The organism is Sinorhizobium terangae, from assembly GCF_009601505.1.
In the GTDB taxonomy this organism is placed as follows: Bacteria; Pseudomonadota; Alphaproteobacteria; order Rhizobiales; family Rhizobiaceae; genus Sinorhizobium; species Sinorhizobium terangae.
The window spans coordinates 15,759-38,834 of sequence record NZ_WITC01000108.1; the positions used below are offsets into that span (position 1 = coordinate 15,759).

The following is a 23,076-nucleotide window of genomic DNA, read 5'->3' on the forward strand; positions in this document are numbered from 1 at the left end:
TCCTTGATTGCCTCAACAGGCGTTCAGGCCGGCTTCGAGACCGTCTATAAGATCGTCAATGTGTTCCAGTCCGACCGAAAGTCTCAAGAGCTCGTCGCGAATACCCGCGCGCGCCCTGGCTTCGGCACCCATGTCGACATGGGTCATGGTGGCCGGATGAGCCACAAGACTTTCGACCCCTCCGAGCGATTCGGCCAAGGTGAAGCAGCTAACGTGGGCCAGGAACTCCCGAACGGCTGGTACGCCTCCTGCAAGTTCGAAGCTCATCATCGCGCCAAAGCCGCCCTGCTGCCGTTTTGCGAGCTCGTGATCGCGATGACCGGCAAGCCCCGGATAGTGGACGTGGCGAACCGCGGGATGTGCGTCGAGATACTCGGCGATTTTCATGGCATTGCGCTCTTGCATCGACATGCGCGCAAACAACGTTCTGAGCCCGCGCAAGGTAAGCCAGGCATCATAGGGTGCCGCGATGGCCCCGGTGATATTGGCCCAGCGCTTGAGATCCTGGGCTTCCCGAGGGTCGGCAGCGATTACCGCCCCGGCAATGACATCCGAATGTCCGTTCAGGAATTTGGTCGCCGAGTGAATGACGTAATCGGCCCCGAGAGAGAGGGGCCGCTGGAGGGCGGGAGAGAGAAACGTGTTGTCGACAGCCACGGCAGCGCCGGCTGCCTTGGCGACGTCGGACAATCGGGCAATGTCGACGACGCGCATCAGGGGATTGCTGGGGCTCTCGATCAGGACGAGCGCCGGAACGTCAGACAGCGCGGCCTGAAATCCGCCGAGATCTTTCTGATCGACGAGCCGGAGCGTGAGGTGCCCCAGATCTGCACGCGCTTTTAGAAGACGTAACGTGCCGCCATAGCAATCGTGCGGCGCCAGTACGAGATCGTTTCGCGTCAAACGTCCTATCAAGAGATCGAGCGCGGCCATGCCGCTCGGCGTAACAACCGCGCCTGCGCCTCCCTCGAGCTTTGCAAGCGCTTGCGCCAGCAGGTCACGCGTAGGATTTCCGCAGCGGCCGTAGTCATAGGCGCGCGGCGTCTCGAAGCCAGCGAACTCGTAGGTGCTGGAGAGATACAAGGGTGGCACCACGGAGCCAAATGCCGTGTCGGTCGCAACCCCGTGGGCTGCCGCCGTGGTCTCGGCTCTAGGAGATCTGGTTTTTCGCTCGAGCATCAGCCGTAGGGCCTTTCATTCAGATGGCATCAAAGTTCGATGGCTGGTCAGGACTGGCCAAGGGACGTCAGTCTCAGATACGGTTTTAACTTCCGGAAACCCTGGGGAAACAGGCGAGCCGCCTCCTCGTCGGAAAGCTTGGGAGAAATCACCACCTCCCCACCCGGGTTCCAGTTTACCGGCGTCGAAACGCCACGGCTTGCCGTCAATTGCAGACTGTCGATCGCGCGCAGGATTTCCTGGAAGTTTCGGCCGGTGCTTGGAGGATAGGTCAGGATCAGCCGGATCTTTCGCGCGGGGTCGATGACGAAGACAGCTCTGACGGTGAGATTGGGATCACTTTCCGGATGTACCATGCCGTAGAGGGCCGCCACCTTTGCGTCGGGATCCGCGATCATCGGGAAATCCGGCGAATGGCCTTGCGTTTCGGCGATGTCCTCTTCCCATTTGCGGTGGGATTCGACCGGATCGACGGAAAGCCCGATGACCTTCACGTTGCGCTTGTCCCATTCCGGACCCAGCCGCGCGACCTCGCCCAACTCCGTGGTGCAGACCGGCGTGAAGTTGCGCGGGTGACTGAACAACACACCCCAACTTTCTCCCAGCCACGCGTGAAAGCGAATGTTGCCGTGGGTGCTTTCCTGTTCGAAATCCGGTGCGGTCTGGCCGATCTGAAGGGACATGGGAATTCCTCTCGTTGCTCGGTCGCAAAATGGCAACGTCGGTTTCCGCTGACAAACGAATTGAATTGTGGGTTAAGCGCAAATATTCTGCGCTTATTTTGGAGGAGGCGTGCCGACGGAGGCAGGCTGTCGAAAGGGCTGACGTTAGATAGGGCGACGATGGATATCAGCATAGCGCGTACGTTCCTCGAAGTGGTCAAGACCGGCAGCTTCGTGAATGCTGCTACCAATCTGAACATCTCGCAGACCGCAGTCAGCGCCCGCATCCGCGTGCTCGAGGAACAACTCGATCGTCCCATGTTCGTTCGCAACAAGGCCGGTGCCAGGCTGACACCCGCCGGAGAGCAGTTTTTCCGCTTTGCGACGAGCCTCGTACAAGTCTGGGAGGCGGCGCGGACCACGGTCGCCTTGCCCCCGGGCCGTGAGGCCATGGTGACCATCGGTGCCGAGCTCAGCCTCTGGAATCCACTGTTGAAGCATTGGCTTTTGTGGATGCGCCGTGAATCCCCCAGCGTTGCAATCCGGACGACGATCGACAGGTCGGAGCGGCTCATGGAACTTGTGCAGGATGGTTCGCTTGACGCTGCCGTCCTATATGGGGCGCCCAGCCGTCCAGGCACGCTTGCCGAACTGCTCTTTGAAGAAAAGCTCGTTCTGGTGCGCACGACACCTTTGTCGCAACCGCTCGGCCCGGAAGACCTCGTCGGCATCGATTGGGGAGAGGACTTTGCCGGGAGCTATCGGGCGGCTTTTCCCGGCTGTCCGAATCCGGTGGTGTCGATCAGCTATGGTCCGCTGGCTCTCGAATACATTCTGGCGGTCGGCGGATCCGGATATTTTCGGCGGGGCTTTATTCAGCCCTATCTCGAAGAAGGCCGCCTTGAGATCATTCCAAACAGTCCGGAATTTGCCTATCCGGCCTATCTTGTTTCGTCAGCAAAGGCAGACCAGTCGATGCTGGATCGCATTCGGGCGGGACTGAGGGCCGCCGCATCCATGGCCGGCCACTGAAGCGGGGCGAAATTTATTCTGGCAACTCTGGCTACGAGGCGTCGTGCTCCGTCCTGGTGCCTTCTCGCGCACTCAGCAAGACAGTGATCACGAGCTCGCGACCCTGCCTGCTTATGCCGATTCCGTTGTGTCGTTCGACCGCCAGTCCCAGCGCAACCAACCGCTCGCCGACCGGCTGGGAGATGACGTGGCCGGGGCCGCGGTTCATCCGCTTCAGTGCTGTCTGTTCCTCGCTCGAAAGATCGTCCCAGCTTATCGGGCTAGCAAGCGGCGCAGGCGCTTCCTCGCACCCCTTCGGCCCACGATCGACTCTCGTTTTCCGCCTCATACTCTATCGCCGCCATGTCGCGTCGCCTTCTCTTGGCCAGTGCGCGGCCGGGCTTCCCGCGAGATGAGTTTCCATTGGCGTCTTACAGGACGGACATGGCGGCGGGAAGTGCGGTGTTTGCGCGCCGCTGCCCCCGAGGAAAGGAGCTTGCGCGCCGGCGGCGTCACTTTTTCTCGCGCAATGTTCGATTTGCCCGAAGCCCGAATCCGGGAACGAATTTGTCGGGTGGCAATTGTCCGCTAGAAACGTCATCTAAAATCTAATTTCCAGCAATTTATTTGCGTTTATGCTGCAATATCCTTCGTTTGTCAGGTCCGGGACAGCGTGGCAATCATCCGCGCGGCAACCAAACACTTCTGCGCATCTGGGAAATGGCTTCCTGACCGTCGCCTTACTCAAGCTGGAGGCATGCACATGACCGCACTGGAGTTTCCCGGCCCGGGGCTGACGGCCGACCAATGGAGCCAGATCTCGGCACTCGCGACATCGCTCCGGCCAGGGCAGGCCCTTTGGATCAGTGGATATTTCGCCGGGCTCGATCATGGCGCACGCGCCCTTCACGGCGCGATTCCCCTGACGCCGCATCTCGCCAAAGCTGAAACAGTTGATGTTCTCGTCGCCAACACTCGGTCCCTTACAATCCTCTTCGGCAGCGAAACCGGCAACAGTGCGGCCCTCGCAAAAAAGCTCGCCGATACGGCGCGGGGGAAGGGGGTTGAGCCGGCGCTGATCGACATGGCTGACTACAAGCCGCGCAAGTTGAAGGAAGAGCAGGATCTCCTTGTTATCACGTCCACGCAAGGCGAGGGAGAGCCGCCTCATTCGGCGGCCGGCTTCTTCGAGTTCCTGGAGGGCCGCAAGGCGCCGCGGCTCGATGACCTGCGCTATGCCGTGCTGGCGCTCGGCGACTCCACCTATGAATTCTTCTGCGGTGCGGGCAAGCGGCTCGATGCGCGGTTCGCCGAACTGGGTGCCACGCGGCTTCGCGAACGGGTCGACTGCGACGTCGACTACGAGGATCTCGCCGCCGACTGGATCGAAAAATCCGTCGCCGCGCTCACGCTTTCCTCGCGGCCGTTCGGCGAAGCGGCGACCTTGCCATCAGCCGCGCCAGCCTCAACGCCGATCGCGGCAGCTCATGACAAAAGCAATCCGTTTTCCGGACTTGTCATCGACAATCTGGTGCTGACCGGCCGCGGATCGAGCAAGGAGACGCGCCATGTCGAACTGTCGCTTGATGGATCGGGCCTTGCCTTCGAGCCTGGCGACGCGCTTGGCGTCGTGGCCCGGAACGACCCGGCTGTCGTCGAGGCGTTGCTCTCGGCACTTCAGCTTTCGGGGGAGGAGCCTCTCCGCATCAAGGAGCGTGAGACCACGCTTGGCGAGGCCCTCGCCGGGACGCTTGAAGTGACGGCGGCCACGCCGCGCTTCCTCGATCACTGGGCCGAGATCACCGACGCGAAGGCACTGCAGGGATTGCGCGGGGAGGAAAACACCGATGCGCGCACGACGTTCCTGCGGACGAACCATGTCGTCGACATCATACGGCAATTTCCGGCTACCGGCATCGACGCGCAGAGCTTCGTCGCGGGCTTGAGGCCGCTGCAGCCGAGGCTCTATTCCATCGCGTCCTCGGCATCCGCGATTCCCGACGAGGTTCATCTGACGGTGGCCACGGTTCGCTATGAGCTCAATGGCGAAGAGCGCTACGGCGTCGCCTCCGGTCATTTCTCGCAGCGCGCCGAACCCGACACGGTCGTTCCGGTCTATGTGCAGGCCAATCCGCGTTTTCGGCTCCCCGGCGATGACACACCGATCATCATGATCGGGGCCGGCACCGGCGTCGCTCCATACCGCGCCTTCATGCAGGAGAGGGAGACGCGTGGCGCCGGCGGAAGGGCATGGCTGTTCTTCGGCGAGCGCAACTTCGACAGCGATTTCCTCTATCAGACGGAGTGGCAGGGTTTTCTGAAGGACGGCGTCCTGACGCGCATGAATGTCGCCTTCTCGCGTGACGGCGAGGCGAAGACCTATGTGCAGCACCGGATGATGGAACAGGCACGCGACATCTATGCCTGGCTGGAAGAGGGCGCCCACGTCTACGTCTGCGGCGACGGCGCGAAGCTCGCTCCCGATGTTCACGCGACACTGGTTACTATCGTCCAACAACAGGGCGGGATCAGCCACGCGGCGTCGAAGGAATATATCGGCGCCATGCAGGCAGCCCGCCGCTACCAGATCGATGTCTATTGAGGTGCGATGATGCCACTGGATCGCCGCCATGATATTTCGCAGCCGCTCGACCGGCTCGGCCCCGACGAGACGCTGAAGGACCGCAGCGATCAGCTTCGCGGCACGATCGCTGCAGGCCTGGAGGCGGAACTCACGGCGGCTGTACCCGGCGACGACGTGAAGCTGATGAAGTTCCACGGGCTTTATCAGCAGGATGACCGCGACATCCGGGATGAACGCCGCCGCCGGAAGCTGGAACCGGCATACCGGTTCATGGCGCGAGTCCGCCTGCCGGGCGGGGTGCTGTCGCCTGGCCAATGGCTGAAGCTCGACGAACTCGCCCGCGCCTATGCCGGCGAGACACTGCGGCTCACCACAAGGCAAACCTTTCAGTTTCACCGCATTCACAAGCGCAACCTCCGCGCCGTCATCCAGGGCCTGCGTGACGTGCTGCTCGACACGAAGGCTGCGTGTGGCGACGACTCGCGCGGCGTAATGGCCTCGATAAACCCCGAACTTTCGGCGCTGCATGCGGAAGTGTATGCACTCGCCAAACAGGCCAGCGACCACGCAATCCCGAAGTCTGGAGCCTATCGCGAGATCTGGTACGGCGAGGAACGGACAGAGCCGTCCGCGGGACCGGAGGAGCCGTTTTACGGGCGCACTTACATGCCGCGCAAGTTCAAGATCGGCTTCGTCATTCCGCCGATCAACGACATCGACGTCTATGCGCAGGATCTGGGCTTCATTGCCATCGCGACGAAAGATGGGCTCGAGGGCTTCAACGTCGCGATCGGCGGCGGCATGGGCCGGACGGACCAGGCTCCCGACACCTATCCGAGGCTCGCCAGCGTCATAGGGTTTATCCCCAAGGACAAGGTCCTGGAGGCCTGCGACGCAGTGATGTCGGTCCAGCGCGACTATGGCGACCGCGTCGACCGCAGTCACGCCCGCTTCAAGTACACCATCGACGACAAGGGGTTAGACTGGATAAAGGCCACGATCGAGGAACGGCTCAGCTTTCCCCTGGAGCCGGCGCGGCCCTATCACTTCGTCTCGAACGGCGACAGGATCGGTTGGGCGCGCGGCGAGAACGGGCGCGAGCATTTCACGTTGCGCGTGGAGAACGGCCGTGTCAGCAATTTCGAGCACGTCGCTCTGCTCGACGGCTTGCGCGCCATTGCAAGGGCGCACAGTGGGATGTTCCGGGTGACGCCCAACCAGAACCTCATCATCGCCGATATCGAGCCGCACGAGCGGCCAGTGATTGAAAAGCTGCTGAAGGAGTACCGGCTGGACAGGCTCAACGAGGGAAGCGGACTTCGTCTCAACGCGATGGCCTGCGTGGCGCTGCCGACCTGCGGCCTGGCCATGGCGGAGAGTGAACGCTATTTGCCGACGCTTGTCGGAAAAATCGAGACAATCCTCGCCGATCACGGACTGTCGGAAGAGCCCATCACGATTCGCATGACCGGTTGTCCCAATGGATGTGCACGCCCCTACATAGCCGAGATTGGACTGACCGGCCGTGCGCCTGGAAAATATAATCTTTATCTCGGTGGCGGGTTCCATGGCCAGCGGCTGAACAAGATGGTGCTCGAAAACGCAGGCGAGCAGGCCATTCTCGGTCTGCTCGGCAAAGTCATCGCCGATTTCGCGCGCTCCCGCCTTCCGGACGAGCGGTTCGGCGACTTTGCGATCCGCGCGCGCTACGCCGCCGAGGTCAAGGAGGGCCGACACTTCAACGACTAGAGCGGGATGAGCAGAAGTGTGCGCGGTTTTCCGCCCGCATCCCGCTCTAACTCATTAGAATCGATCACGATGACTTTGGGTCGATTCGACCCAAAGTCATCGTGATCTAACATGCGCGGCGCGGTTTCGTCCACGCTAGGCCTGGCTTCAGATGCCTTGCCCGTTGCCGTGCATGATTTCGGACGGACCGTTTTGCGAGAGACTCTTGGCCAAAGTCGCGAGCAGGTCAGTCTGGGATATGATGCCCGCGACCTTTCCGTCGCCGTCAAGTACGACCACCGCATGTATCTTGCCATCCGTCAGGCGGGGAAGCAGGCCAATCGCAGGGTCGGATGGCTTGGCGGTCGCTGCCACGGTTATCGGCAGTTTGCCGTCGAGTTCCTTGCCGGCGAGCTCTCGCAGGCCCACCGTGCCCTGCAGCTTCTCATTCTCGTCAAGCACTGGAAGCGTACGAATGTCGTGCTTCAGCAGCAGGGATCGTGCCTGATCCGGCGTCGCGTCGTTCGGGACGGTTACAACGTCGCGGGACATGATATCGGCGCAGGTCAGCTCTCCCCTTTGCCGGACAAGGGCCTGCAGCTCGACTTCCCTCAGGAGGGCGTCGATGTCCTCCCGGCTGATATCAAGTGTTTCATTCAACCGTGCGATTGCCTCGTCGATGTCCTCGGAAGTGAAGCCGACGCGAAGCGCGGGTGGCGGGTCCGCGGTCTGATGGGTATTTACCGGCGCGACTGCCGGTCGATGCGGATATTGGCGGCGAGCCAGCCGGTGAAACACGATGCCGAGGGCGACGAGGATCAAGGAGTTGATCGCCACCGGTATGAATGGGAACCAATAACCTGCGCGTGCAACGGCGGCTCCCCCGATTACGGCCGTCAGTGCGGAGGCGCCCCCCGGCGGATGAAGCGACCGCGTGAGCGACATGGCAAGGATCGCCAGGGCAACCGCAAGGCCGATGGCAAGCATTTGGTCCTTCACCAGGTAGCTCACCGTGACGCCGATCAGGGCGGAAATCGTGTTCCCGCCAACGATTGACCAGGGCTGCGCGAGCGGACTGGCCGGGACGGCAAAGAGCAAGACCGCCGAGGCGCCGATGGGTGCAACGATCAACGGCAATTGGGGATCGTCGCCGAACACAAAACCGCAGACCAGGCCGGTGAGGCAGATGCCGATCAACGCCCCAAGGCAGCCGATCAAGCGCTCTTTCAGGGTTGCACCCGCCAGGATCGGCGAGAACAGCTTAAACCTGGGCAAAAAGCCCGATTTCTGGTGAGGCGGAGGCGGGACAATCATGCGGGGGCGTCAGATGCAGTTGCTTATTTTTCGAGGCTTATGTGCCTATAAAAAGGGCGAGGCAATAGCACGAACGGAATTCTTTGTGGTTCCGACGCCATTTCGGAAATTCGGCCAGCAATGAGAGGGTGCGACGCATCGCGTCGTTATGTTCGCTTTCGCCATTCAGCGCGGTCGGGTGGCGGCTGGCACGCAATTTGCTCCCCTTAAACCGACAACAGTCGGTATGGGTGCAAACTTGGACTTCTTCGACTTCTCCTCCGCGCTGATTTGGCTTGCTCTGGGATTGAGCGGCCCCGCGTTTCTGACAGCTTTTGTCGACCGGCCCCATAACTGGAAATCCGCCGTCGAAACGACTGTCGGAACCACGGTTTTTGTCGGAGCCTTGGGCCTGTATCTCTCTGCCGGCGCCATTCTTGCTGCCGCGATTGCCGCTCTCGCGGCACTCGCGTTCGCCGTTATGTTTCGCGGGAAGAGTCAGCGCTTGCCGATGTTAGCCGTCTCGATCCTCTGCCTGGGTTTCTATGTGTAGAACCGTCAGCGGCCGATTGCTTCAATTTCCGCCATCAACGGTTCGTCGACGGGAATTCCCTGCTTGAGGAGCGACTGCCTGAGCGGCTGGCGACGGCGGCCGGGAAGCCGGGCACCCGGCGCATCCGAGACCATGTCGGCCATGGCCGCGAATCGTTCGAGGGTGCCGCTGCCGAAAGCCATGGGATCGATGCAGACAATCAACTGGCCGACCCCGGGAGGCGCGCCCTTGTCGTCGAAGACAGAGTTCGTCGCCGATCTCCGACGCCGAGCCCGTGACGACATTGACCACGCCGGGCTGTATCCGACTTCCTCGCAGAGAACGCCCCAGGCCCGACTAGGGCGTCTGGGAGGCGGTTTGACCACGGCGGTGCAGCCCACGGCGATTGCCGGGCCGATCGTGCGTGCCAGCATGGACGACGGAAAGGTCCATGGTGTGATTGCCGCGACCACACCCACCGGCTCCTTCATCACGAGAATGCGGCGATCGCCGTCGAGGGCGCGATGATCGCAAAATATCGCAACTCCGGGCAGACCTGCGTGTGCATCAACCGTTTCTTCGTGCAGAGCGGCGTCTACGATCGCTTCGTGGAGAAGCTCGCTGAGGCCTGCGACAAGCTGAAGGTCGGATCCGGTCTCGAGGAAGGCGTGCAGCAGGGCCCGCTGATCGACGAAAAGGCCGTCGAGAAGGTCGAGGAATTGATTGGGGATGCCACTGCGAAGGGCGGAAAGATCGTCGCCGGCGGCGGGCGGCACGCACTCGGCGGCACCTTTTTCCGGCCGACCGTCATCTCGGAAGCGACGACCGACATGCGCTTCATGAGGGAAGAGATCTTCGGCCCGGTCGCCCCCGTCTTCCGCTTCGAGACGGAGGAAGAGGCCGTCGCGCTCGCCAACGATACCGAATACGGGCTCGCCTGCTATTTCTACACCAGCGACCTCGCCCGTGCGTTCCGGGTGTCGGAAGGCCTGAAATACGGCATGTTGGGCGTCAATGAGGGGCTCATCACCACGCCGGAGGCTCCCTTCGGTGGCGTCAAGGAGTCCGGCCTCGGTCGCGAAGGCGGGCATCAGGGCATCGAAGACTATCTCGACACGAAGTACGTTTGCATCGGCGGTCTTGGATGACGAACGGACCACCCTCGCTTGCGAGGCGTTGATCAGATCAGCCCGAGATCCTCGAAGCTCGAATGCAAGGCCCAGTCGGCGGGGCAGAAGCGGTCCTTGGCGAAATTGTGCTGGTGCCAATAGGGATAGATATGGGGCGGGCGGCTGACCTGGTTCAGCCGCTCCAGCTCTTCTTTCGAAAGCTTGAGATCGGCCGCGGCGATATTGTCCTTGAACTGCTGCTCACTCAGTCCGCCGACGACGAGGGTTGCGATGCCCGGCCGGGAAAGTGTCCAAGCAAGATTGACTTGCGCGACGCTCCCGCCGCGCTCCCTGGCAATCTCCTCGAGGACATCGACGATGTTCCACAGGCGCTCCTGATCGCGGATCGGCGGTTCCGTCCAGCCGGCCGCCTGCCGCGAATCCGCCGGCGTCTTGTCGCGGCCGAAGGCGCCGGAGAGCAGGCCGGCGGCGAGCGGGCTCCAGACCATCACACCGAGGCCTTGATCGACGGAGATCGGCAACAGTTCGTATTCCGCTTCGCGCGCCTCGAGCGTGTAATGGATCTGCTGCGTGACGAAGCGCGGCAGATTTTTCGAGTCCGCGACGCCGAGCGCTTTCATGATGTGCCAGCCCGAATAGTTGGAGCAGCCGATGTATCGGATCTTGCCCTGCCGCATCAGCATATCGAGGGCGGAGAGCATCTCCTCGACCGGCGTCAGGCCATCCCATTCGTGCATGAAGTAGACGTCGATATGATCGGTCCTGAGGCGCTTGAGGCTCTTCTCGCATTCGCGGATGAGGTGATAGCGGGAAACGCCCTCGTCGTTCGGACCATCGCCGATCCGCATGCGTGCCTTTGAGGAGATCAGCACGCGGTCTCGTTTGCCCTCGAGTGCCTCGCCAAGGATTTCCTCCGAGCGACCGAGTGAATACATGTTGGCGGTGTCGAAGAGGTTCACGCCGCCATCGATGCAGACGTCAATGAGCCGCCGGGCGTCCTTCACGTCCTGGTTTGCGACCTTCGCGAAGGCGCCGACGCCGCCGAAGGAGAAGGTTCCCATGGTGATGGCCGAGACCTTGAGGCCGGACCGGCCGAGTGTCCTGTATTCCATTGTTCACTCCCATCAATGAACGCAAGGGCGAGGACGCCGCGCGTCCTCAGAACGATTTCAATTGTCTGGCGATATGGGCCATGCCGAGTTCCGGGCTGGTCAGGAACGGTACGGGTGTTTCATCGCCGCGGTCGGCAAGTGCCGCGGCCATCGATGCCTGGGCAAGCACGACAAGATCGACGGATTCCACCAGCGACCGGTAGCCCTCCATCACCCGCTGGTCGTGCGCCTCGCGATCGCCGGCGGCGAGCCGCTCGAAGGCGCCGTCGCACAGCATCGGCACGACCGTGCAGTCCTTCCCGGCGGCGTCGGCGCAGTGCTGCAATAGCGCACTTGTCGGGGCGAGAGTTGTCGACAGCGTCGCCAGCACGCCGATCCGCCGGGCGCGTTCCACCGCCGCCTCGGCCATCCCCTGGTCGATGCGGAAGAGCGGCACGGACGAGAGCGACTGAATAAGGTCGACCGCGCCGCCAAGCGTCGAGCATGTGACGACGATTGCGTCCGCACCGGCGTCGGCAGCGGAGAAGACGTAACTGCCGAGCCGCTGCATCGTCTTCTGCGAAAGCACGCCCTCACGCACAGTGTTGGCGAGCAGGCTCTCATCGACGATGTTGTAGCTCGTCCAGTCGGGTAGGGACCGCGTAACAAGCGGCCGAAACCTGGCCACGAGATCGGGCACCGTGTGTATCAGGGCCAGCGACGGCATCGCGAGTTCCTCCCATGGCAGGCTGAAAAGCTAGCTTGGCGTCTTAATCTGCAGGCAGCTTCGCGGTCGCGGTCTTGCCCGACCGCCGGCCTGTCGGCTGGGTTTCTGCGCGCGAGTCGCTGGCGCGCACGACAAGGTCTGCGCCCACCAGGATTTTCACCGACGGTTGAGGCTCGGAAGCATTGATCAGGTCGTCCAGAACGGTCACTGCCAGGTAGCCGATCTTGCGCTTGGAAACTTCGATGGTTGTCAACGACGGTTCCATGGTTGCGCTCTGCGGCAGATTGTCGAAGCCGATGACGGAGACATCGTCGGGAATGCGGACGCCGAACTCCTTGAGCGCTCGGATGAAGCCATAGGCGATGATGTCGTTGGTGCAGAAATAGCATTCTGCGAGCTCGATACCGGAGCGTAGCAGCGCGCGCGTATCGGCATAGGCGCCGTCATAGGTCGACTCCACGGAGATGACATCCTCCTCGCGCGGCTTCAGGCCGAGGCGCGCCATGTTCTTGAAGAAGGCGTCCCGCCGCAGCCGGAAGTTCGTGGTATCGACATGGCTCGCCACGAAGCCAATGCGCTTGAAACCCTGCCGCTGGAAACGCGACAGCACCTTGTAAACGGCGTCCTCATTGTTCATGTCGACGAAATTGGCGTCGATCACGTCGTAGAAGGTATCGATGAAGACCGTCGGCAGCCCCAGGCCCTGTATCAGGCGTATGTCGGCCTCGGTCAACTCGGTGCCGAGCGCAATGACGCCGCTGATCGGGGCTCCGGCCAAGGATTCCGCGACGGAGCTGATCGGCTGGCCCTCGAAACTGACGACCTCCAGCGTGTAGTTCCGGCGCGTGGCCTCCGCCGACATGCCGTCGATGTAGTCGGAGATGAAGACGCTGTGATCGCGATTAACCGTATGGCCGTGTTTCGCAATCTTCAGGAACCGTAAAGTTTCCCCGGGCTCGGAGCTGCTTTTGGTGGCGCGCGGTACGTAGTTCAGGTTGGCGACCGCCTCGAGCACGCGCGCTCGCGTGACGCCGGAAATGTCCCCCTTTCCATTCAGCACGAGGGAAACCGTGGCAGGCGAAACGCCCGCCGCGTCGGCGATATCCCGGATCGTCAGAGTCTTCTTTTCCTTCATGCGCGCCTGTCCGGATTCCCTGTTTATGTGCTGCAGAGGCGAAGGCGTTTAGTAAACAGATCTCTCACCTGATTTGGAGGCGTAGGACAAAACTCGGGCCTCCGCAACCGAATTTCGTTGAAAATCAGCTTGCAGAAGGTAATCGGCTTTGATAACCAGTTTAGTAAAGCTAGCCGTCGTTTACTAAACATGGGAGGAGACCATGCAAAAGACTGGTGGGCAGCTGGTCATGCTCGTTGCCATCAATTGCCTGCTGCTGGTGCTTGGGGCTGTCATATCGGGCGGCACCTTCCTGTCGCTGTTCAATCTCCAGTCGATGGCGAGCCAGTTGCCGGAAATCGGCCTTCTGGCCATTGGCGTCATGCTCGCCATGTGCGCCGGCAATGGCGGCATCGACCTCTCCGGCATTGCACTTGCGAACCTCTCCGGCGTGCTCTCCGCGGTGATTGTGTCCTCGTTCCTGTCGAGCGGGGAAAGCGAATTGGCTTTCAGCCTGGCCTTTGTCGGCGGGGCGGTGTCGATTGGGCTTTTTGGTGGCGTGATCAACGGGCTGCTGATCTCGAAACTCAACATCACGCCGATCCTTTGCACGCTCGGCACGCAGATGGCGTTCATGGGGCTCGCGGTTGTCGTCTCCGGCGGCAAGGCCGTGATGGTCGGCAGCCCGGCACTTCTTTCGAGCATCGGCAACGACATGTTGCTGGAAGTGCCGATCAGCTTCCTGATCTTCGTCGTCGTAGCAGGGTTGATCGCGGCCGCCTTGAAGTTCACGCCCTATGGGCTCTGGCTCATGCTGATGGGTACCAACCCGAAGGCAGCAGTCTATGCCGGCTTTCCGAAGAACGGCGTGCTGGTAGCGACCTATGCGATCAGCGGCACACTCTCGGGGCTGGCGGGTGTCATCATCGCCGCGCGCAACGTCAACGTTAAGTTTGACTACGGCAGCTCCTACCTGTTGATCGCGATCCTGATCGCCGTCATGGCCGGCGTGAAGCCCGAAGGCGGCTACGGTCGTGTGATCTGCGTGGTGCTGAGCGCCGTGGCGCTGCAGCTTATGTCGAGCCTTCTGAACTTCGGCGGTTTGTCCAACTTCGTGCGCGATTTCGCCTGGGGACTGCTGCTGCTCACCTTCCTTGCCGTCGGTCGCTATGACCTGACCGGCTTCCTGTTCCCTGGCAATCGCCAAGCGGTTTCTTTGGCGCCGCGCCCTCACGCGCCGAAGCAAGATAATTGAGGGAAACTTGTCGTGGAGGAAAACATGAAGTCACTTTCGAAGAAGATGCTGGCCGGCACGGCTGTCGCCGCCGCGATGCTCGCCGGTTCCGCAGGCGCCCTCGTTGCGCAGGAAAAGCCGGTCATCGCGACCGTCGTGAAGATCAGTGGCATTCCGTGGTTCGACCGGATGAACACGGGCGTCGATGCCTTCGCCGAGGCCAATCCGGACGTGGATGCCAGCCAGAGCGGCCCGGCCACTGCCGATTCCGCCCAGCAGCTCCAGATCATCCAGGACCTCGTCGCCAAGGGCGTCAATGCGCTTGCCGTCGTTCCGATGGATCCGGCCGTCCTCGAAGGCACCTTCAAGCGCGCGATGGAGCGCGGCATCGTCGTCGTGACTCATGAAGCCGACAACCAGACGAACACCAACGCGGATGTCGAGGCGTTCGACAATTCCGACTATGGCGCCGCGCTGAACGAGCGTTTGGCCGAGTGCATGGGCAAGGAAGGCAAGTGGACCACCTTCGTCGGTTCGCTCGGCAGCCGCACCCACATGCAGTGGGTTGGCGCCGGCGAGGAGAACGCCAAGAAGTATCCGGGCATGGAACTCGTCGATCCCAACAACGAGTCCTTCGACGATGCGAACGGCACCTATGAAAAGGCCAAGGAGATCCTGCGCAAGCACCCGGATATCAAAGGCTTCCAGACGTCGGCGGGCAATGACGTGCTCGGGGTCGGCCGCGCGATCGACGAAGCCGGCCTGACCGGCAAGGTGTGCCTGGTCGGTACCGGTCTGCCCAATCCTTCCGCTGACCTGCTCGAGTCCGGCGCGATCACCGCCATCGGCTTCTGGGATCCGCAAAAGGCCGGCATGGCGATGAACGCTGTCGCCAAGCTTCTTCTCGAGAAGAAGGAAGTCACGAACGGCATGGATCTCGGCGTCGAGGGTTACAACAAGGTGACCGTGAAGAAGGGAGCGGGCGAGGGCTTGCTGATCGTCGGCAACGGCATGGTTCTCGCCGACAAGGCTACCTACAAGGAACACCTTTTCTAATCGCTCTCCCAAGCCGGCCGGGGGCTCCAAGTGGTTCCCCGGCCGTTAACCGCCGCGCCCGGCGCGGCCGTTGGCAATTCACGAAGGATCGCGACGTGTTGGCAAGAGCAACGAGCGAGCAAGGCTCAGGCCGGTTTCTAGAACTCCGGAACATCCAGAAGTGGTTTGGCGGCGTGCATGCCCTGCGCGGCATCGACCTCACGCTTCAGCTTGGCGAGGCCTATCACCTCTTGGGCGAGAACGGCTGCGGCAAGAGCACCGTCATCAAGATCATGTCCGGGGCGCTTGAGCCGAGCGCGGGCGAGATCGTGCTGGACGGCCAGACCTACGCTGCTCTCACGCCGATCCAGTCGCTGGCCGCGGGGATCGAGACCGTCTACCAGGATCTTTCGCTTCTGCCGAACCTGACCGTCGCGGAGAATGTGGCCCTGAACGAGCAACTCGTCGGCGCCAATGGCCGCCTGGCGCGCCTTTTCGACCGCTCGCGCCTCAGGCAGACTGCCGAAAAGGCGCTTGCCACCGTCGGCTTGCCGACGGACCGCACGTTTCTCAACACCACCGTTTCCGATCTGCCGCTGGCAGCGCGTCAGCTCGTGGCGATCGCCCGCGCTATCGCCACCCGCGCCAAGCTGGTGATCATGGACGAGCCGACCACCTCGCTCACGCGGCGCGAGGTCGACAACCTGATCCGCGTCGTCGAACGGCTGCGTTCCGAGAACGTCGCGGTGCTGTTTGTCACCCACAAGCTCGACGAGTGCTACCGCATCGGCGGCCATGCGATCGTGTTCCGCGACGGCCAATGCGTTGCGCAGGGTCCGATCGAAGATTACAGCAAAAAGCAGCTGGCCGAACTGATGACGGGACGCGTCATCGACTCCGAGCGCTACCGGACGGGCAAATCCGCGGCCACCGAGCTTCTGAAGGTAAGCCGACTGACCGCCCCCGGCGTCGAGGAGGTCAGCTTCGCCGTCCGGCAGGGCGAAATTCTCGGGATCACAGGACTGGCGGACTCGGGCCGCAATGAACTGGCCATGGCGATCGCCGGCGTTGAATCGGCGGCGGCGGGCACGATCATGCTTGACGGACGCGACGTCTCCATCCGCCGTCCTGCCGATGCCATTCGGCATGGCATCGGCTATGTCCCCGAGGATCGCCTCGCCGAAGGCCTGTTTCTCGACAAGTCGATCTTCGAGAACGAGATCGCCTTGATTATCACAAGGCTCAGCAATGCGCTCGGCGTTGTCGACAAGGAAGAGGGCCGCGCGATCGCTGCCCGTCTTTCGGAGGAAATGCGCCTCAACACCAAAAACCTCGACCTTGCGGTCGGTGCGCTTTCCGGCGGCAACCAGCAGCGCGTCCTGATCGGCCGCTGGCTCAGCATCGCACCGAAGCTGCTCGTCCTCCATGGCCCGACGGTCGGCGTCGATGTCGGGTCGAAGGACACGATCTATCGCGCCATCCAGTCGCTCGCCGAAGCCGGCATGGGCCTGATCATCGTCAGCGATGACCTGCCGGAGCTCATCCAGAACGCGGACCGCATCCTGGTCATGAACAACGGACGCGTCGTTGCCGAGTTCGACGCGGAGCAGGCGAGCGAGGACCAGCTCTACAGGGCAATGCTGACTTCGAAGATGGAGACCGTTCAATGAGTGCTTCACGGATCGAGGAGCTTCAGGAGAGCGCCTCTGAGACCCGGTCCTTCAGCCTGGGAGACCTGATCCGCAGGCGGCCGGAATCGATCACCTTTGCGCTTCTGGTAGCGATCTGCGTGATCGTTGCGGCAATCAATCCCGCTTTCCTTCAGCCTTCGACGCTGATCGACATCGGCCGCGCAAGCGTGGTGATGGGTCTCTTCGCCCTCGGCGTCTTCATCATCCTGGCGGCAGGCGGCATCGACGTATCGTTCACAGCCATCGCAGCCTTCACCATGTACTCGCTGACGGTGCTGGTGCTGAACCACTTTCCCGCTACGCCGATCGTCGTCATCCTGCTCGTCGCAATCCTGGGGGGCACGCTTCTCGGTGTGATCAACGGCCTGCTGGTGCACCATCTGAAGGTGCCATCGCTGATCGTGACGATCGGCACGCAATATCTCTTTCGCGGTTTCCTGCTCTCCTTCATCGGCACGGTATGGATCATGTCGCTGCCGCCGCAGATGGGCGCGTTCGGTCGCATGCCGCTCTTCCAGTTCGAATCCGCGAATGGCGCAGTGGTCACGCTCCCCCTCTACTTCCTGGTCCTTCCGATTGCGGCCTTGTTAACGTGGTGGATCCTGAACCGGACGCTGATGGGACGCGCGATCTTCGCCGTCGGCGGAAACGCCAACATCGCCAGCCGTCTCGGCTACAACCTGCGCACCGTCCAGATCTTCCTGTTCGGTTATGCCGGAGCGCTGGCGGGGCTCGCGGGCATCGTCCATGTCTGTGCCAACCGGCAGGCCAATCCGTTCGATCTGGTTGGCACCGAAATCAATGTTATCGCAGCTGTAGTCCTTGGCGGTGCGCGGATCACCGGCGGCACGGGCACCGTGCTCGGCACGCTTCTCGGCGTGCTTCTGATCGTCGTCATCAACAGCGTGCTCGTGATGGTTGGAATTCCGAGCACGTGGCAGCGGCTCGTCGTGGGCATTTTTATCCTGCTCGCCGCGGCCTTCTTCGTCACCCGCCAGCGCAAGAAATAAGCCCCTACCCAGAGAGGAATCCATGAAGAAGTTTCTGAACGACCCGGTCAATTTCGTCGACGAGATGCTGGAGGGCATCTACGGCGCGCACAAGGAGCTGACCTATGTCGCCGATGACAAGCGCTGCATGGTGACGGCGAAGCCGAAGGCCGGCAAGGTCGGGATCGCGACCGGCGGCGGCTCCGGCCATCTTCCGCTCTTCCTCGGCTATGTGGGCGATGGCATGCTCGATGGTGCTGCGGTCGGCGGCGTCTTCCAGTCGCCGAGCGCCGAACAGATGTACCAGGTCACCAAGCACATCGACCAGGGCGCCGGCGTGCTTTACATCTACGGCAATTACAGCGGCGACATCATCAATTTCGACATGGCCGCCGAGCTTGCCGATCTCGACGGCATTCAGGTGAAGCAGGTGGTCGGCAATGACGACGTGGCCTCTTCGGTCGTTGGCGAGGAGCACAAGCGCCGCGGCGTCGCCGGCATCTTCTTGGTCTACAAGGCGGCCGGCGCGGCCGCGGCCGAAGGCCTGTCGCTCGAAGAGGTCACCCGAATTGCCGACAAGGCGCGGTCGCGGACCCGGACCATGGGCGTTGCGCTTTCGAGCTGCGTCGTGCCGGAGATCGGGCATGCCACCTTCTCGATCGGCGAGGACGAGATGGAAATCGGCATGGGCATCCATGGCGAGCCCGGTATCAGCCGCAAGAAGCTGGCGCCCGCCGACCGCGTCATCGACGAGATGATGGAGCGCATATTCGCCGAACAGGACTACAAGCGGGGCGACGACGTCGCCGTACTTGTCAACGGCCTCGGCGGCACGCCGATGGAGGAACTCTATATCCTGTTCCGCCGCGTTTCACAGCTTCTCGGCGAGCGTGGGGTCAAGCCAAAGCATGTCTGGGTCGGCGAGTTTGCCACGTCCATGGAGATGGCGGGCGCCTCGGTTTCGGTGCTGCATCTCGACGAAGAGCTCGACCGCCTCGTCGCGGCGCCCGCCAACACCCCGTTCTTCAAGCACGTTTGATCCTGAGGTCACAAAAATGGACGCGATAAAGGCTTCCGACCTGATTCGGCTTTTCGAAACCTGGAAGGCGCTTTTCGCAGAACAGCGTGACTTCCTCATCTCGCTCGATGGCAAGGTGGGCGACAGCGACCTCGGCATCACCATGAGCAAGTCGTTCGCCGCCGCCGCCGAGACGGTTGCGGCCGAGGGCGAGGCGGCGGGAATTTCCAAGCTGTTGCGCACAGCCGGGGCGACGATGGCCCGCACCGCGCCCTCCACAATGGGAACACTGACTGCGACCGGTTTCCTGCGCGCGAGCAAAGCGACCGAAGGCGCGGACGCGTTGGGGACGGCCGAGGTCGCCGGTTTCTGGCGGGCGTTCCGCGACGGCGTTGCGGAGCGAGGCAAGGCCAAGCTCGGCGATAAAACGCTGCTCGACGTGCTGGACCCGATTGTCGTGACGCTCGAGGCGCAGGCCGAAAGCGGCGCGTCGCTCGCCGAGGCGCTGGCTGCGACCTCGGCCGCGGCAGAGCAGGCGCTTGAGGCAACCAAGTCCATGCTCGCGCAACACGGCAAGGCGGCTGCCTTTCAGGAGAAGACCATCGGCCTGCAGGATGCAGGTGCAACCGTTGGCTATTTCCTGATCAGGCGCATGGCGGAGTTTGTTGCGAAAGCATAACTCCTCGATTACGTGACGCGGCCGCTGCCTCTACAGCGCCGCGCTACCGCAGGCGCCTGCCATTGACATCGAAAACGAGCGCGGAGGCGGGGTCGAAGCGGGCGGCGATGCGGTCGCCCGACTTCAGTCCGCGGCCGTTTTTCGTTTCGATGACGACGAGATCGCCCTTGCCGTGGCGGGCATAGGCGAAGGTTTCGCCGCCGAGATGTTCGAGCATGTCGATCGTGAGATCGAGGGCCGCGGCCCCGCTTTCCTTGAAGTGCTCCGGGCGGATACCGACGGTTACCGGGGTTCCCGGCGCCGCCGCATCGAGTTGCACCGGGATCTTTGCGTCTCGGTAGTCCGGCAGGCGCACACAGAGCTCTCCGCCGTCGCCACGCTCTGCCACACCCTTGAGGAAATTCATCTTCGGCGAACCGATAAAGCCGGCGACGAAAAGATTGGCCGGATCGTCGTAAAGTTCGAGCGGCGAGCCGACCTGCTCGACCACGCCGCCGCGCATGACCACGATCTTGTCGGCAAGCGTCATCGCTTCGACCTGATCGTGGGTAACGTAGACGATCGTGGTGGCGAGCGTCTTGTGGAGCCGCGCGATCTCGATGCGCATGTGCACGCGCAGCTCCGCGTCGAGATTGGACAACGGTTCGTCGAAAAGGAAGATTTTTGGGTGCCTCACGATCGCCCGGCCGATCGCCACGCGCTGGCGCTGCCCGCCGGAAAGTTGCTTCGGCTTCCGGTCGAGCAAGGGGTCCAGTTCGAGGATTTTAGCAGCCTCGCCAACGCGGCGTTCGATTTCCGCCTTGGCGACGCCGGCGAAGCGCAGGGCAAAGCCCATGTTCTCCCGCACGGTCATATGCGGGTAGAGCGCATAGGACTGGAAGACCATGGCGATGCCGCGCTTCGACGGATCGACATCGTTCATCCGCTCGCCGTCGATCGTAAGATCGCCGGAGGTGATCTCCTCGAGTCCGGCGATCATCCGCAAGAGGGTCGACTTGCCGCAGCCGGATGGACCGACGAAGACGACGAACTCGCCGGATTTTATGTCGAGATCGACGCCCTTGATGACCTCCAGACTGCCATAGGATTTGCAGATGCCGCTGAGTTGCAGGTCGCTCATGCGCTCGCTGCTCCTTCGACGGAGAGCTCCACCTTCGCCGAGCCGAGCCGCGGCGAAGTGACGGTGACGACGACGTCGCCCGTTTCCCCCGTCGATTCCAGCCAGAAGCCGGCCGAGCCACCCTGGAAGACAATCCGGCTCGGGCCGGTGAGCCGCGCCGGCCCTTCAACCGTGACGTCTACCGCGTCGTTCAGGAAGGGCAGGATGTTGCCGACCTGATCCAGCGCGCGGACGATCACCCGCACGCTGTCGCGCCCCTCGGCATGGAGCGTCCTGCTGTCGGCCGCGATCTCCAAGGTCGTCGGAACGGGATCGGCGACCATGTGCAGAGTGATCACCGGCTTGCCGGCGATGAAGCCGATAAAGGTTGCATCCTCCCACTTCATGCCCCAGACGCCGAGCTCGTCCTTGGTGAAGTGGCGATGGTCGATGACGACCGGGGCATGCGGCAGATGCGGGAAGTTGTGGCGGTCGGGTCCGATGCGTTTTGTCAGCGAGCCGTATCTCAGTTCGATCTCGTCGCAATTGGTGAGCACGATCAGGGGCAGCACGCCGCCGATGTTGCGCTCGCCGCGCGCCCAGAAGGTGACCGGCTTCATCACCACTTGCTCCGACGGATCGCACTGGCTGGCATAAACGTAAGCCGCGAATTTGGGCTCGCGGAACATGTCCAGGACGCCGTGATAGCAGATCCGGTCGCCGGAGCCGAAATCCTTGTGGGTGTTGTAGTCGAACATGCACCAGCCGATCGCGCCGGAAATACTTGGGTCGCTATAAGCGGCGTTCAGCACTTCGAGGTGCCGGCGCACATGCTCGGCCTGCCGCTGCTCCTGATCGTAGATTTTCGTCGGGAACATGTGGCCGCCGAACTCGGTGATGAGATAGGGCACCTTGCGATCGAGGCCGGTGCATTCCTGTTGCGGCCGGAGCGCCGTGCGTGGCCGGTTCGAGCCCGGCAGTTCCTCGTTGCCGAGGATGAAGTCGTTCATCGTGTAGACGTCTTCCAAGAACTCGCTGTCGGTGATGTAGCGCACACCGCCGGTCTGCCGGGTCGGGTCGAGTTCGCGGGCGAGCCGGTTGGTCTCGACGTAGAAGTCGTGCGAATCCTGTGACTCGTTGATGCGTACGCCCCAGATGACGATCGATGGATGGTTCCAGTCGCGCTCGATCATGCGGCGGACGTTCTGGATCGCCTCCTGTTTCCACGCCTCGCCGCCGATGTGCTGCCAGCCCGGAATTTCCTCGAAGACGAGCAGGCCGAGCCGGTCGCAATGGTCCAGGAACCACTTCGACTGCGGATAATGCGAGGTGCGCACGAGGTTGCAGTGGAGCGTGTGTTTGAGGATCTCCGCGTCGCGCTCCTGGGCGCTCCGGCCCATGGCATAGCCGACATAGGGGAAGGACTGGTGACGGTTGAGGCCGCGGATCTTGAGCGGCCGGCCGTTGAGGCGGAAGCCTTCCGTCGTGAACTCCGCCGTGCGGAAGCCGAAATGCGAGGAGAGAAGATCACGGCCGTGATCGGTCCTGAGCTGAACTTCGACCTGGTAAAGCACCGGATTGTCGATATCCCAGAGCGAGAGGCCAGTGAGGCCGCTCATTTCGAGCGTGACGCTTTCTCCGCGGGTCTCGCCGACCGCCTCAGCGAGCAGTTCGCCCTCCGCGTCCCTCAAGAGCGCCGTTACCGTTCCGGAGAAGGTAAGACCCTGCGGATTGGCGAGATCGCAGCGGACGGTGACCGACTTCGTCTCGGCAAGAACATCATGTGTCTCAATCTTGATATTGGCGATCGAGACCGCGTCGGTGATCTTCAGCCAGACGTCACGATAGATGCCGGCATAGGTGAGATAGTCAATCCGGCCGCCGAACGGCGGGATCTCCGGATTCTCGCTGCCGTCGATCTTGACCGTGATCAGGTTGTCGTCTTGGCGTAGCTTGCCCGTCAGCCGCACCTCGAACGGCGTGTAGCCGTCCTTGTGGGCGATGATCTCCTCGCCGTTGAGGTAGACGACGGCATCCGCCATCGCCGCATCGAAGACGAGCGAGACTTCGCGCTCGGCAAATTCCGCGCGCCAGGGCAGCACCTTCTGATAGGTGAAGGCGCGTTGGTAGGACGTCTCGTCGAAATAGTTGAACGGCAGCTCGACGGCATTGTGCGGCAGGCTGACGGTCCTCCCGGCCAATGGTTTGCCGGCTTCGGCAGCCGTGAAGCCCTCGGAAAAGATCCATGAATCGTTGAACGAAGTAACAGAGCGCATCATC

Annotated in this window: 20 protein-coding genes and 2 pseudogenes; 11 read left to right on the forward strand and 11 right to left on the reverse strand. The window is 62.3% G+C overall.

Annotated features, from left to right (window positions below; all coding sequences use genetic code 11):
* Window positions 1-12 precede the first annotated feature (12 nt).
* On the reverse strand, window positions 13-1,179 hold the full coding sequence (gene metB, locus GHK62_RS24905) for a cystathionine gamma-synthase (RefSeq protein ID WP_153441711.1): 1,167 nt from the start codon (window positions 1,177-1,179) through the stop codon (window positions 13-15).
* Window positions 1,180-1,226: 47 nt separating this feature from the next.
* Window positions 1,227-1,862 carry a peroxiredoxin gene (locus GHK62_RS24910; protein ID WP_153441712.1) on the reverse strand — a complete coding sequence of 212 codons (636 nt, stop codon included), beginning with the start codon at window positions 1,860-1,862 and terminating at the stop codon, window positions 1,227-1,229.
* Between the two features lie 159 nt (window positions 1,863-2,021).
* On the opposite strand from GHK62_RS24910, the gene GHK62_RS24915 reads away from it, so the two are divergent.
* Complete coding sequence (locus GHK62_RS24915) at window positions 2,022-2,873, forward strand: LysR family transcriptional regulator (protein WP_153441713.1); 852 nt, start codon at window positions 2,022-2,024, stop codon at window positions 2,871-2,873.
* 31 nt (window positions 2,874-2,904) lie between these two features.
* Here the strand turns inward: GHK62_RS24915 and GHK62_RS24920 are convergent, their stop codons facing one another.
* A complete protein-coding gene (locus GHK62_RS24920; RefSeq protein WP_153441714.1) occupies window positions 2,905-3,201 on the reverse strand; it encodes a hypothetical protein in 297 nt (98 codons plus the stop codon).
* 414 nt (window positions 3,202-3,615) lie between these two features.
* Between GHK62_RS24920 and GHK62_RS24925 the strand changes: the two genes are divergently transcribed.
* Both GHK62_RS24925 and GHK62_RS24930 read left to right on the forward strand, forming a co-directional pair.
* Window positions 3,616-5,454 (forward strand): assimilatory sulfite reductase (NADPH) flavoprotein subunit, encoded by a 1,839-nt coding sequence (locus tag GHK62_RS24925; RefSeq protein ID WP_153441715.1) that lies wholly within the window; start codon window positions 3,616-3,618, stop codon window positions 5,452-5,454.
* 6 nt (window positions 5,455-5,460) lie between these two features.
* Complete coding sequence (locus tag GHK62_RS24930) at window positions 5,461-7,185, forward strand: NADPH-dependent assimilatory sulfite reductase hemoprotein subunit (RefSeq protein WP_153441716.1); 1,725 nt, start codon at window positions 5,461-5,463, stop codon at window positions 7,183-7,185.
* A gap of 147 nt (window positions 7,186-7,332) precedes the next feature.
* Here the strand turns inward: GHK62_RS24930 and GHK62_RS24935 are convergent, their stop codons facing one another.
* Window positions 7,333-8,478, reverse strand: coding sequence for a CBS domain-containing protein (locus GHK62_RS24935; protein ID WP_153441717.1), 1,146 nt, complete (start codon window positions 8,476-8,478; stop codon window positions 7,333-7,335).
* Between the two features lie 238 nt (window positions 8,479-8,716).
* Here GHK62_RS24935 and GHK62_RS24940 point away from each other — a divergent pair, with 238 nt between their 5' ends.
* On the forward strand, window positions 8,717-9,010 hold the full coding sequence (locus GHK62_RS24940) for a hypothetical protein (protein ID WP_153441761.1): 294 nt from the start codon (window positions 8,717-8,719) through the stop codon (window positions 9,008-9,010).
* A 5-nt stretch (window positions 9,011-9,015) separates the two neighbouring features.
* Here the strand turns inward: GHK62_RS24940 and GHK62_RS34505 are convergent, their stop codons facing one another.
* Complete coding sequence (locus GHK62_RS34505) at window positions 9,016-9,192, reverse strand: Ldh family oxidoreductase (RefSeq protein WP_234887041.1); 177 nt, start codon at window positions 9,190-9,192, stop codon at window positions 9,016-9,018.
* 58 nt (window positions 9,193-9,250) lie between these two features.
* Window positions 9,251-9,498, reverse strand: a pseudogene (locus GHK62_RS34510) (aldehyde dehydrogenase family protein); the annotation flags it as partial.
* Between GHK62_RS34510 and GHK62_RS24950 the strand changes: the two are divergent.
* Window positions 9,499-10,137 (forward strand): annotated as a pseudogene (locus GHK62_RS24950) (aldehyde dehydrogenase family protein); the annotation flags it as partial.
* Window positions 10,138-10,169: 32 nt separating this feature from the next.
* Here GHK62_RS24950 and GHK62_RS24955 read toward each other — a convergent pair.
* The 3 genes from GHK62_RS24955 to GHK62_RS24965 are packed head-to-tail and all read right to left on the reverse strand — an operon-like array spanning window position 10,170 to window position 13,072.
* On the reverse strand, window positions 10,170-11,231 hold the full coding sequence (locus GHK62_RS24955) for an aldo/keto reductase (protein ID WP_153441718.1): 1,062 nt from the start codon (window positions 11,229-11,231) through the stop codon (window positions 10,170-10,172).
* A gap of 46 nt (window positions 11,232-11,277) precedes the next feature.
* A complete protein-coding gene (locus GHK62_RS24960; protein WP_153441719.1) occupies window positions 11,278-11,937 on the reverse strand; it encodes an aspartate/glutamate racemase family protein in 660 nt (219 codons plus the stop codon).
* Window positions 11,938-11,980: 43 nt separating this feature from the next.
* Complete coding sequence (locus GHK62_RS24965; protein ID WP_153441720.1) at window positions 11,981-13,072, reverse strand: LacI family DNA-binding transcriptional regulator; 1,092 nt, start codon at window positions 13,070-13,072, stop codon at window positions 11,981-11,983.
* A 202-nt stretch (window positions 13,073-13,274) separates the two neighbouring features.
* On the opposite strand from GHK62_RS24965, the gene GHK62_RS24970 reads away from it, so the two are divergent.
* From GHK62_RS24970 to GHK62_RS24995, 6 genes are all read left to right on the forward strand, one after another.
* On the forward strand, window positions 13,275-14,306 hold the full coding sequence (locus GHK62_RS24970; protein ID WP_153441721.1) for an ABC transporter permease: 1,032 nt from the start codon (window positions 13,275-13,277) through the stop codon (window positions 14,304-14,306).
* Window positions 14,307-14,330: 24 nt separating this feature from the next.
* Window positions 14,331-15,341 carry a substrate-binding domain-containing protein gene (locus GHK62_RS24975; RefSeq protein WP_153441722.1) on the forward strand — a complete coding sequence of 337 codons (1,011 nt, stop codon included), beginning with the start codon at window positions 14,331-14,333 and terminating at the stop codon, window positions 15,339-15,341.
* A gap of 95 nt (window positions 15,342-15,436) precedes the next feature.
* Complete coding sequence (locus GHK62_RS24980; protein ID WP_184108607.1) at window positions 15,437-16,990, forward strand: sugar ABC transporter ATP-binding protein; 1,554 nt, start codon at window positions 15,437-15,439, stop codon at window positions 16,988-16,990.
* Window positions 16,987-18,021, forward strand: coding sequence for an ABC transporter permease (locus GHK62_RS24985; RefSeq protein WP_153441723.1), 1,035 nt, complete (start codon window positions 16,987-16,989; stop codon window positions 18,019-18,021). The genes GHK62_RS24980 and GHK62_RS24985 overlap by 4 nt, the downstream gene beginning before the upstream one ends.
* 22 nt (window positions 18,022-18,043) lie before the next feature.
* Window positions 18,044-19,039: a dihydroxyacetone kinase subunit DhaK gene (locus tag GHK62_RS24990; protein ID WP_153441724.1), complete on the forward strand. Its 996-nt coding sequence runs from the start codon at window positions 18,044-18,046 to the stop codon at window positions 19,037-19,039.
* Window positions 19,040-19,055: 16 nt separating this feature from the next.
* Window positions 19,056-19,697 (forward strand): dihydroxyacetone kinase family protein, encoded by a 642-nt coding sequence (locus GHK62_RS24995; RefSeq protein WP_153441725.1) that lies wholly within the window; start codon window positions 19,056-19,058, stop codon window positions 19,695-19,697.
* 43 nt (window positions 19,698-19,740) lie between these two features.
* Here GHK62_RS24995 and GHK62_RS25000 read toward each other — a convergent pair whose 3' ends face one another.
* Window positions 19,741-20,817 carry an ABC transporter ATP-binding protein gene (locus GHK62_RS25000; RefSeq protein WP_153441726.1) on the reverse strand — a complete coding sequence of 359 codons (1,077 nt, stop codon included), beginning with the start codon at window positions 20,815-20,817 and terminating at the stop codon, window positions 19,741-19,743.
* Window positions 20,814-23,072 carry a glycoside hydrolase family 2 protein gene (locus GHK62_RS25005; protein ID WP_153441727.1) on the reverse strand — a complete coding sequence of 753 codons (2,259 nt, stop codon included), beginning with the start codon at window positions 23,070-23,072 and terminating at the stop codon, window positions 20,814-20,816. The genes GHK62_RS25000 and GHK62_RS25005 overlap by 4 nt, the downstream gene beginning before the upstream one ends.
* Window positions 23,073-23,076: the final 4 nt, after the last annotated feature.

Excerpts from the sequence above, each read along its gene's own strand:
- metB (WP_153441711.1), bottom strand. The coding sequence starts at position 1,179 with ATGCTCGAGCGAAAAACCAGATCTCCTAGAGCCGAGACCACGGCGGCA.
- GHK62_RS24910 (WP_153441712.1), bottom strand. The coding sequence starts at position 1,862 with ATGTCCCTTCAGATCGGCCAGACCGCACCGGATTTCGAACAGGAAAGC.
- GHK62_RS24915 (WP_153441713.1), top strand. The coding sequence starts at position 2,022 with ATGGATATCAGCATAGCGCGTACGTTCCTCGAAGTGGTCAAGACCGGC.
- GHK62_RS24920 (WP_153441714.1), bottom strand. The coding sequence starts at position 3,201 with ATGAGGCGGAAAACGAGAGTCGATCGTGGGCCGAAGGGGTGCGAGGAA.
- GHK62_RS24925 (WP_153441715.1), top strand. The coding sequence starts at position 3,616 with ATGACCGCACTGGAGTTTCCCGGCCCGGGGCTGACGGCCGACCAATGG.
- GHK62_RS24930 (WP_153441716.1), top strand. The coding sequence starts at position 5,461 with ATGATGCCACTGGATCGCCGCCATGATATTTCGCAGCCGCTCGACCGG.
- GHK62_RS24935 (WP_153441717.1), bottom strand. The coding sequence starts at position 8,478 with ATGATTGTCCCGCCTCCGCCTCACCAGAAATCGGGCTTTTTGCCCAGG.
- GHK62_RS34505 (WP_234887041.1), bottom strand. The coding sequence starts at position 9,192 with ATGGCTTTCGGCAGCGGCACCCTCGAACGATTCGCGGCCATGGCCGAC.
- GHK62_RS24955 (WP_153441718.1), bottom strand. The coding sequence starts at position 11,231 with ATGGAATACAGGACACTCGGCCGGTCCGGCCTCAAGGTCTCGGCCATC.
- GHK62_RS24960 (WP_153441719.1), bottom strand. The coding sequence starts at position 11,937 with ATGCCGTCGCTGGCCCTGATACACACGGTGCCCGATCTCGTGGCCAGG.
- GHK62_RS24965 (WP_153441720.1), bottom strand. The coding sequence starts at position 13,072 with ATGAAGGAAAAGAAGACTCTGACGATCCGGGATATCGCCGACGCGGCG.
- GHK62_RS24970 (WP_153441721.1), top strand. The coding sequence starts at position 13,275 with ATGCAAAAGACTGGTGGGCAGCTGGTCATGCTCGTTGCCATCAATTGC.
- GHK62_RS24975 (WP_153441722.1), top strand. The coding sequence starts at position 14,331 with ATGAAGTCACTTTCGAAGAAGATGCTGGCCGGCACGGCTGTCGCCGCC.
- GHK62_RS24985 (WP_153441723.1), top strand. The coding sequence starts at position 16,987 with ATGAGTGCTTCACGGATCGAGGAGCTTCAGGAGAGCGCCTCTGAGACC.
- GHK62_RS24990 (WP_153441724.1), top strand. The coding sequence starts at position 18,044 with ATGAAGAAGTTTCTGAACGACCCGGTCAATTTCGTCGACGAGATGCTG.
- GHK62_RS24995 (WP_153441725.1), top strand. The coding sequence starts at position 19,056 with ATGGACGCGATAAAGGCTTCCGACCTGATTCGGCTTTTCGAAACCTGG.
- GHK62_RS25000 (WP_153441726.1), bottom strand. The coding sequence starts at position 20,817 with ATGAGCGACCTGCAACTCAGCGGCATCTGCAAATCCTATGGCAGTCTG.
- GHK62_RS25005 (WP_153441727.1), bottom strand. The coding sequence starts at position 23,072 with ATGCGCTCTGTTACTTCGTTCAACGATTCATGGATCTTTTCCGAGGGC.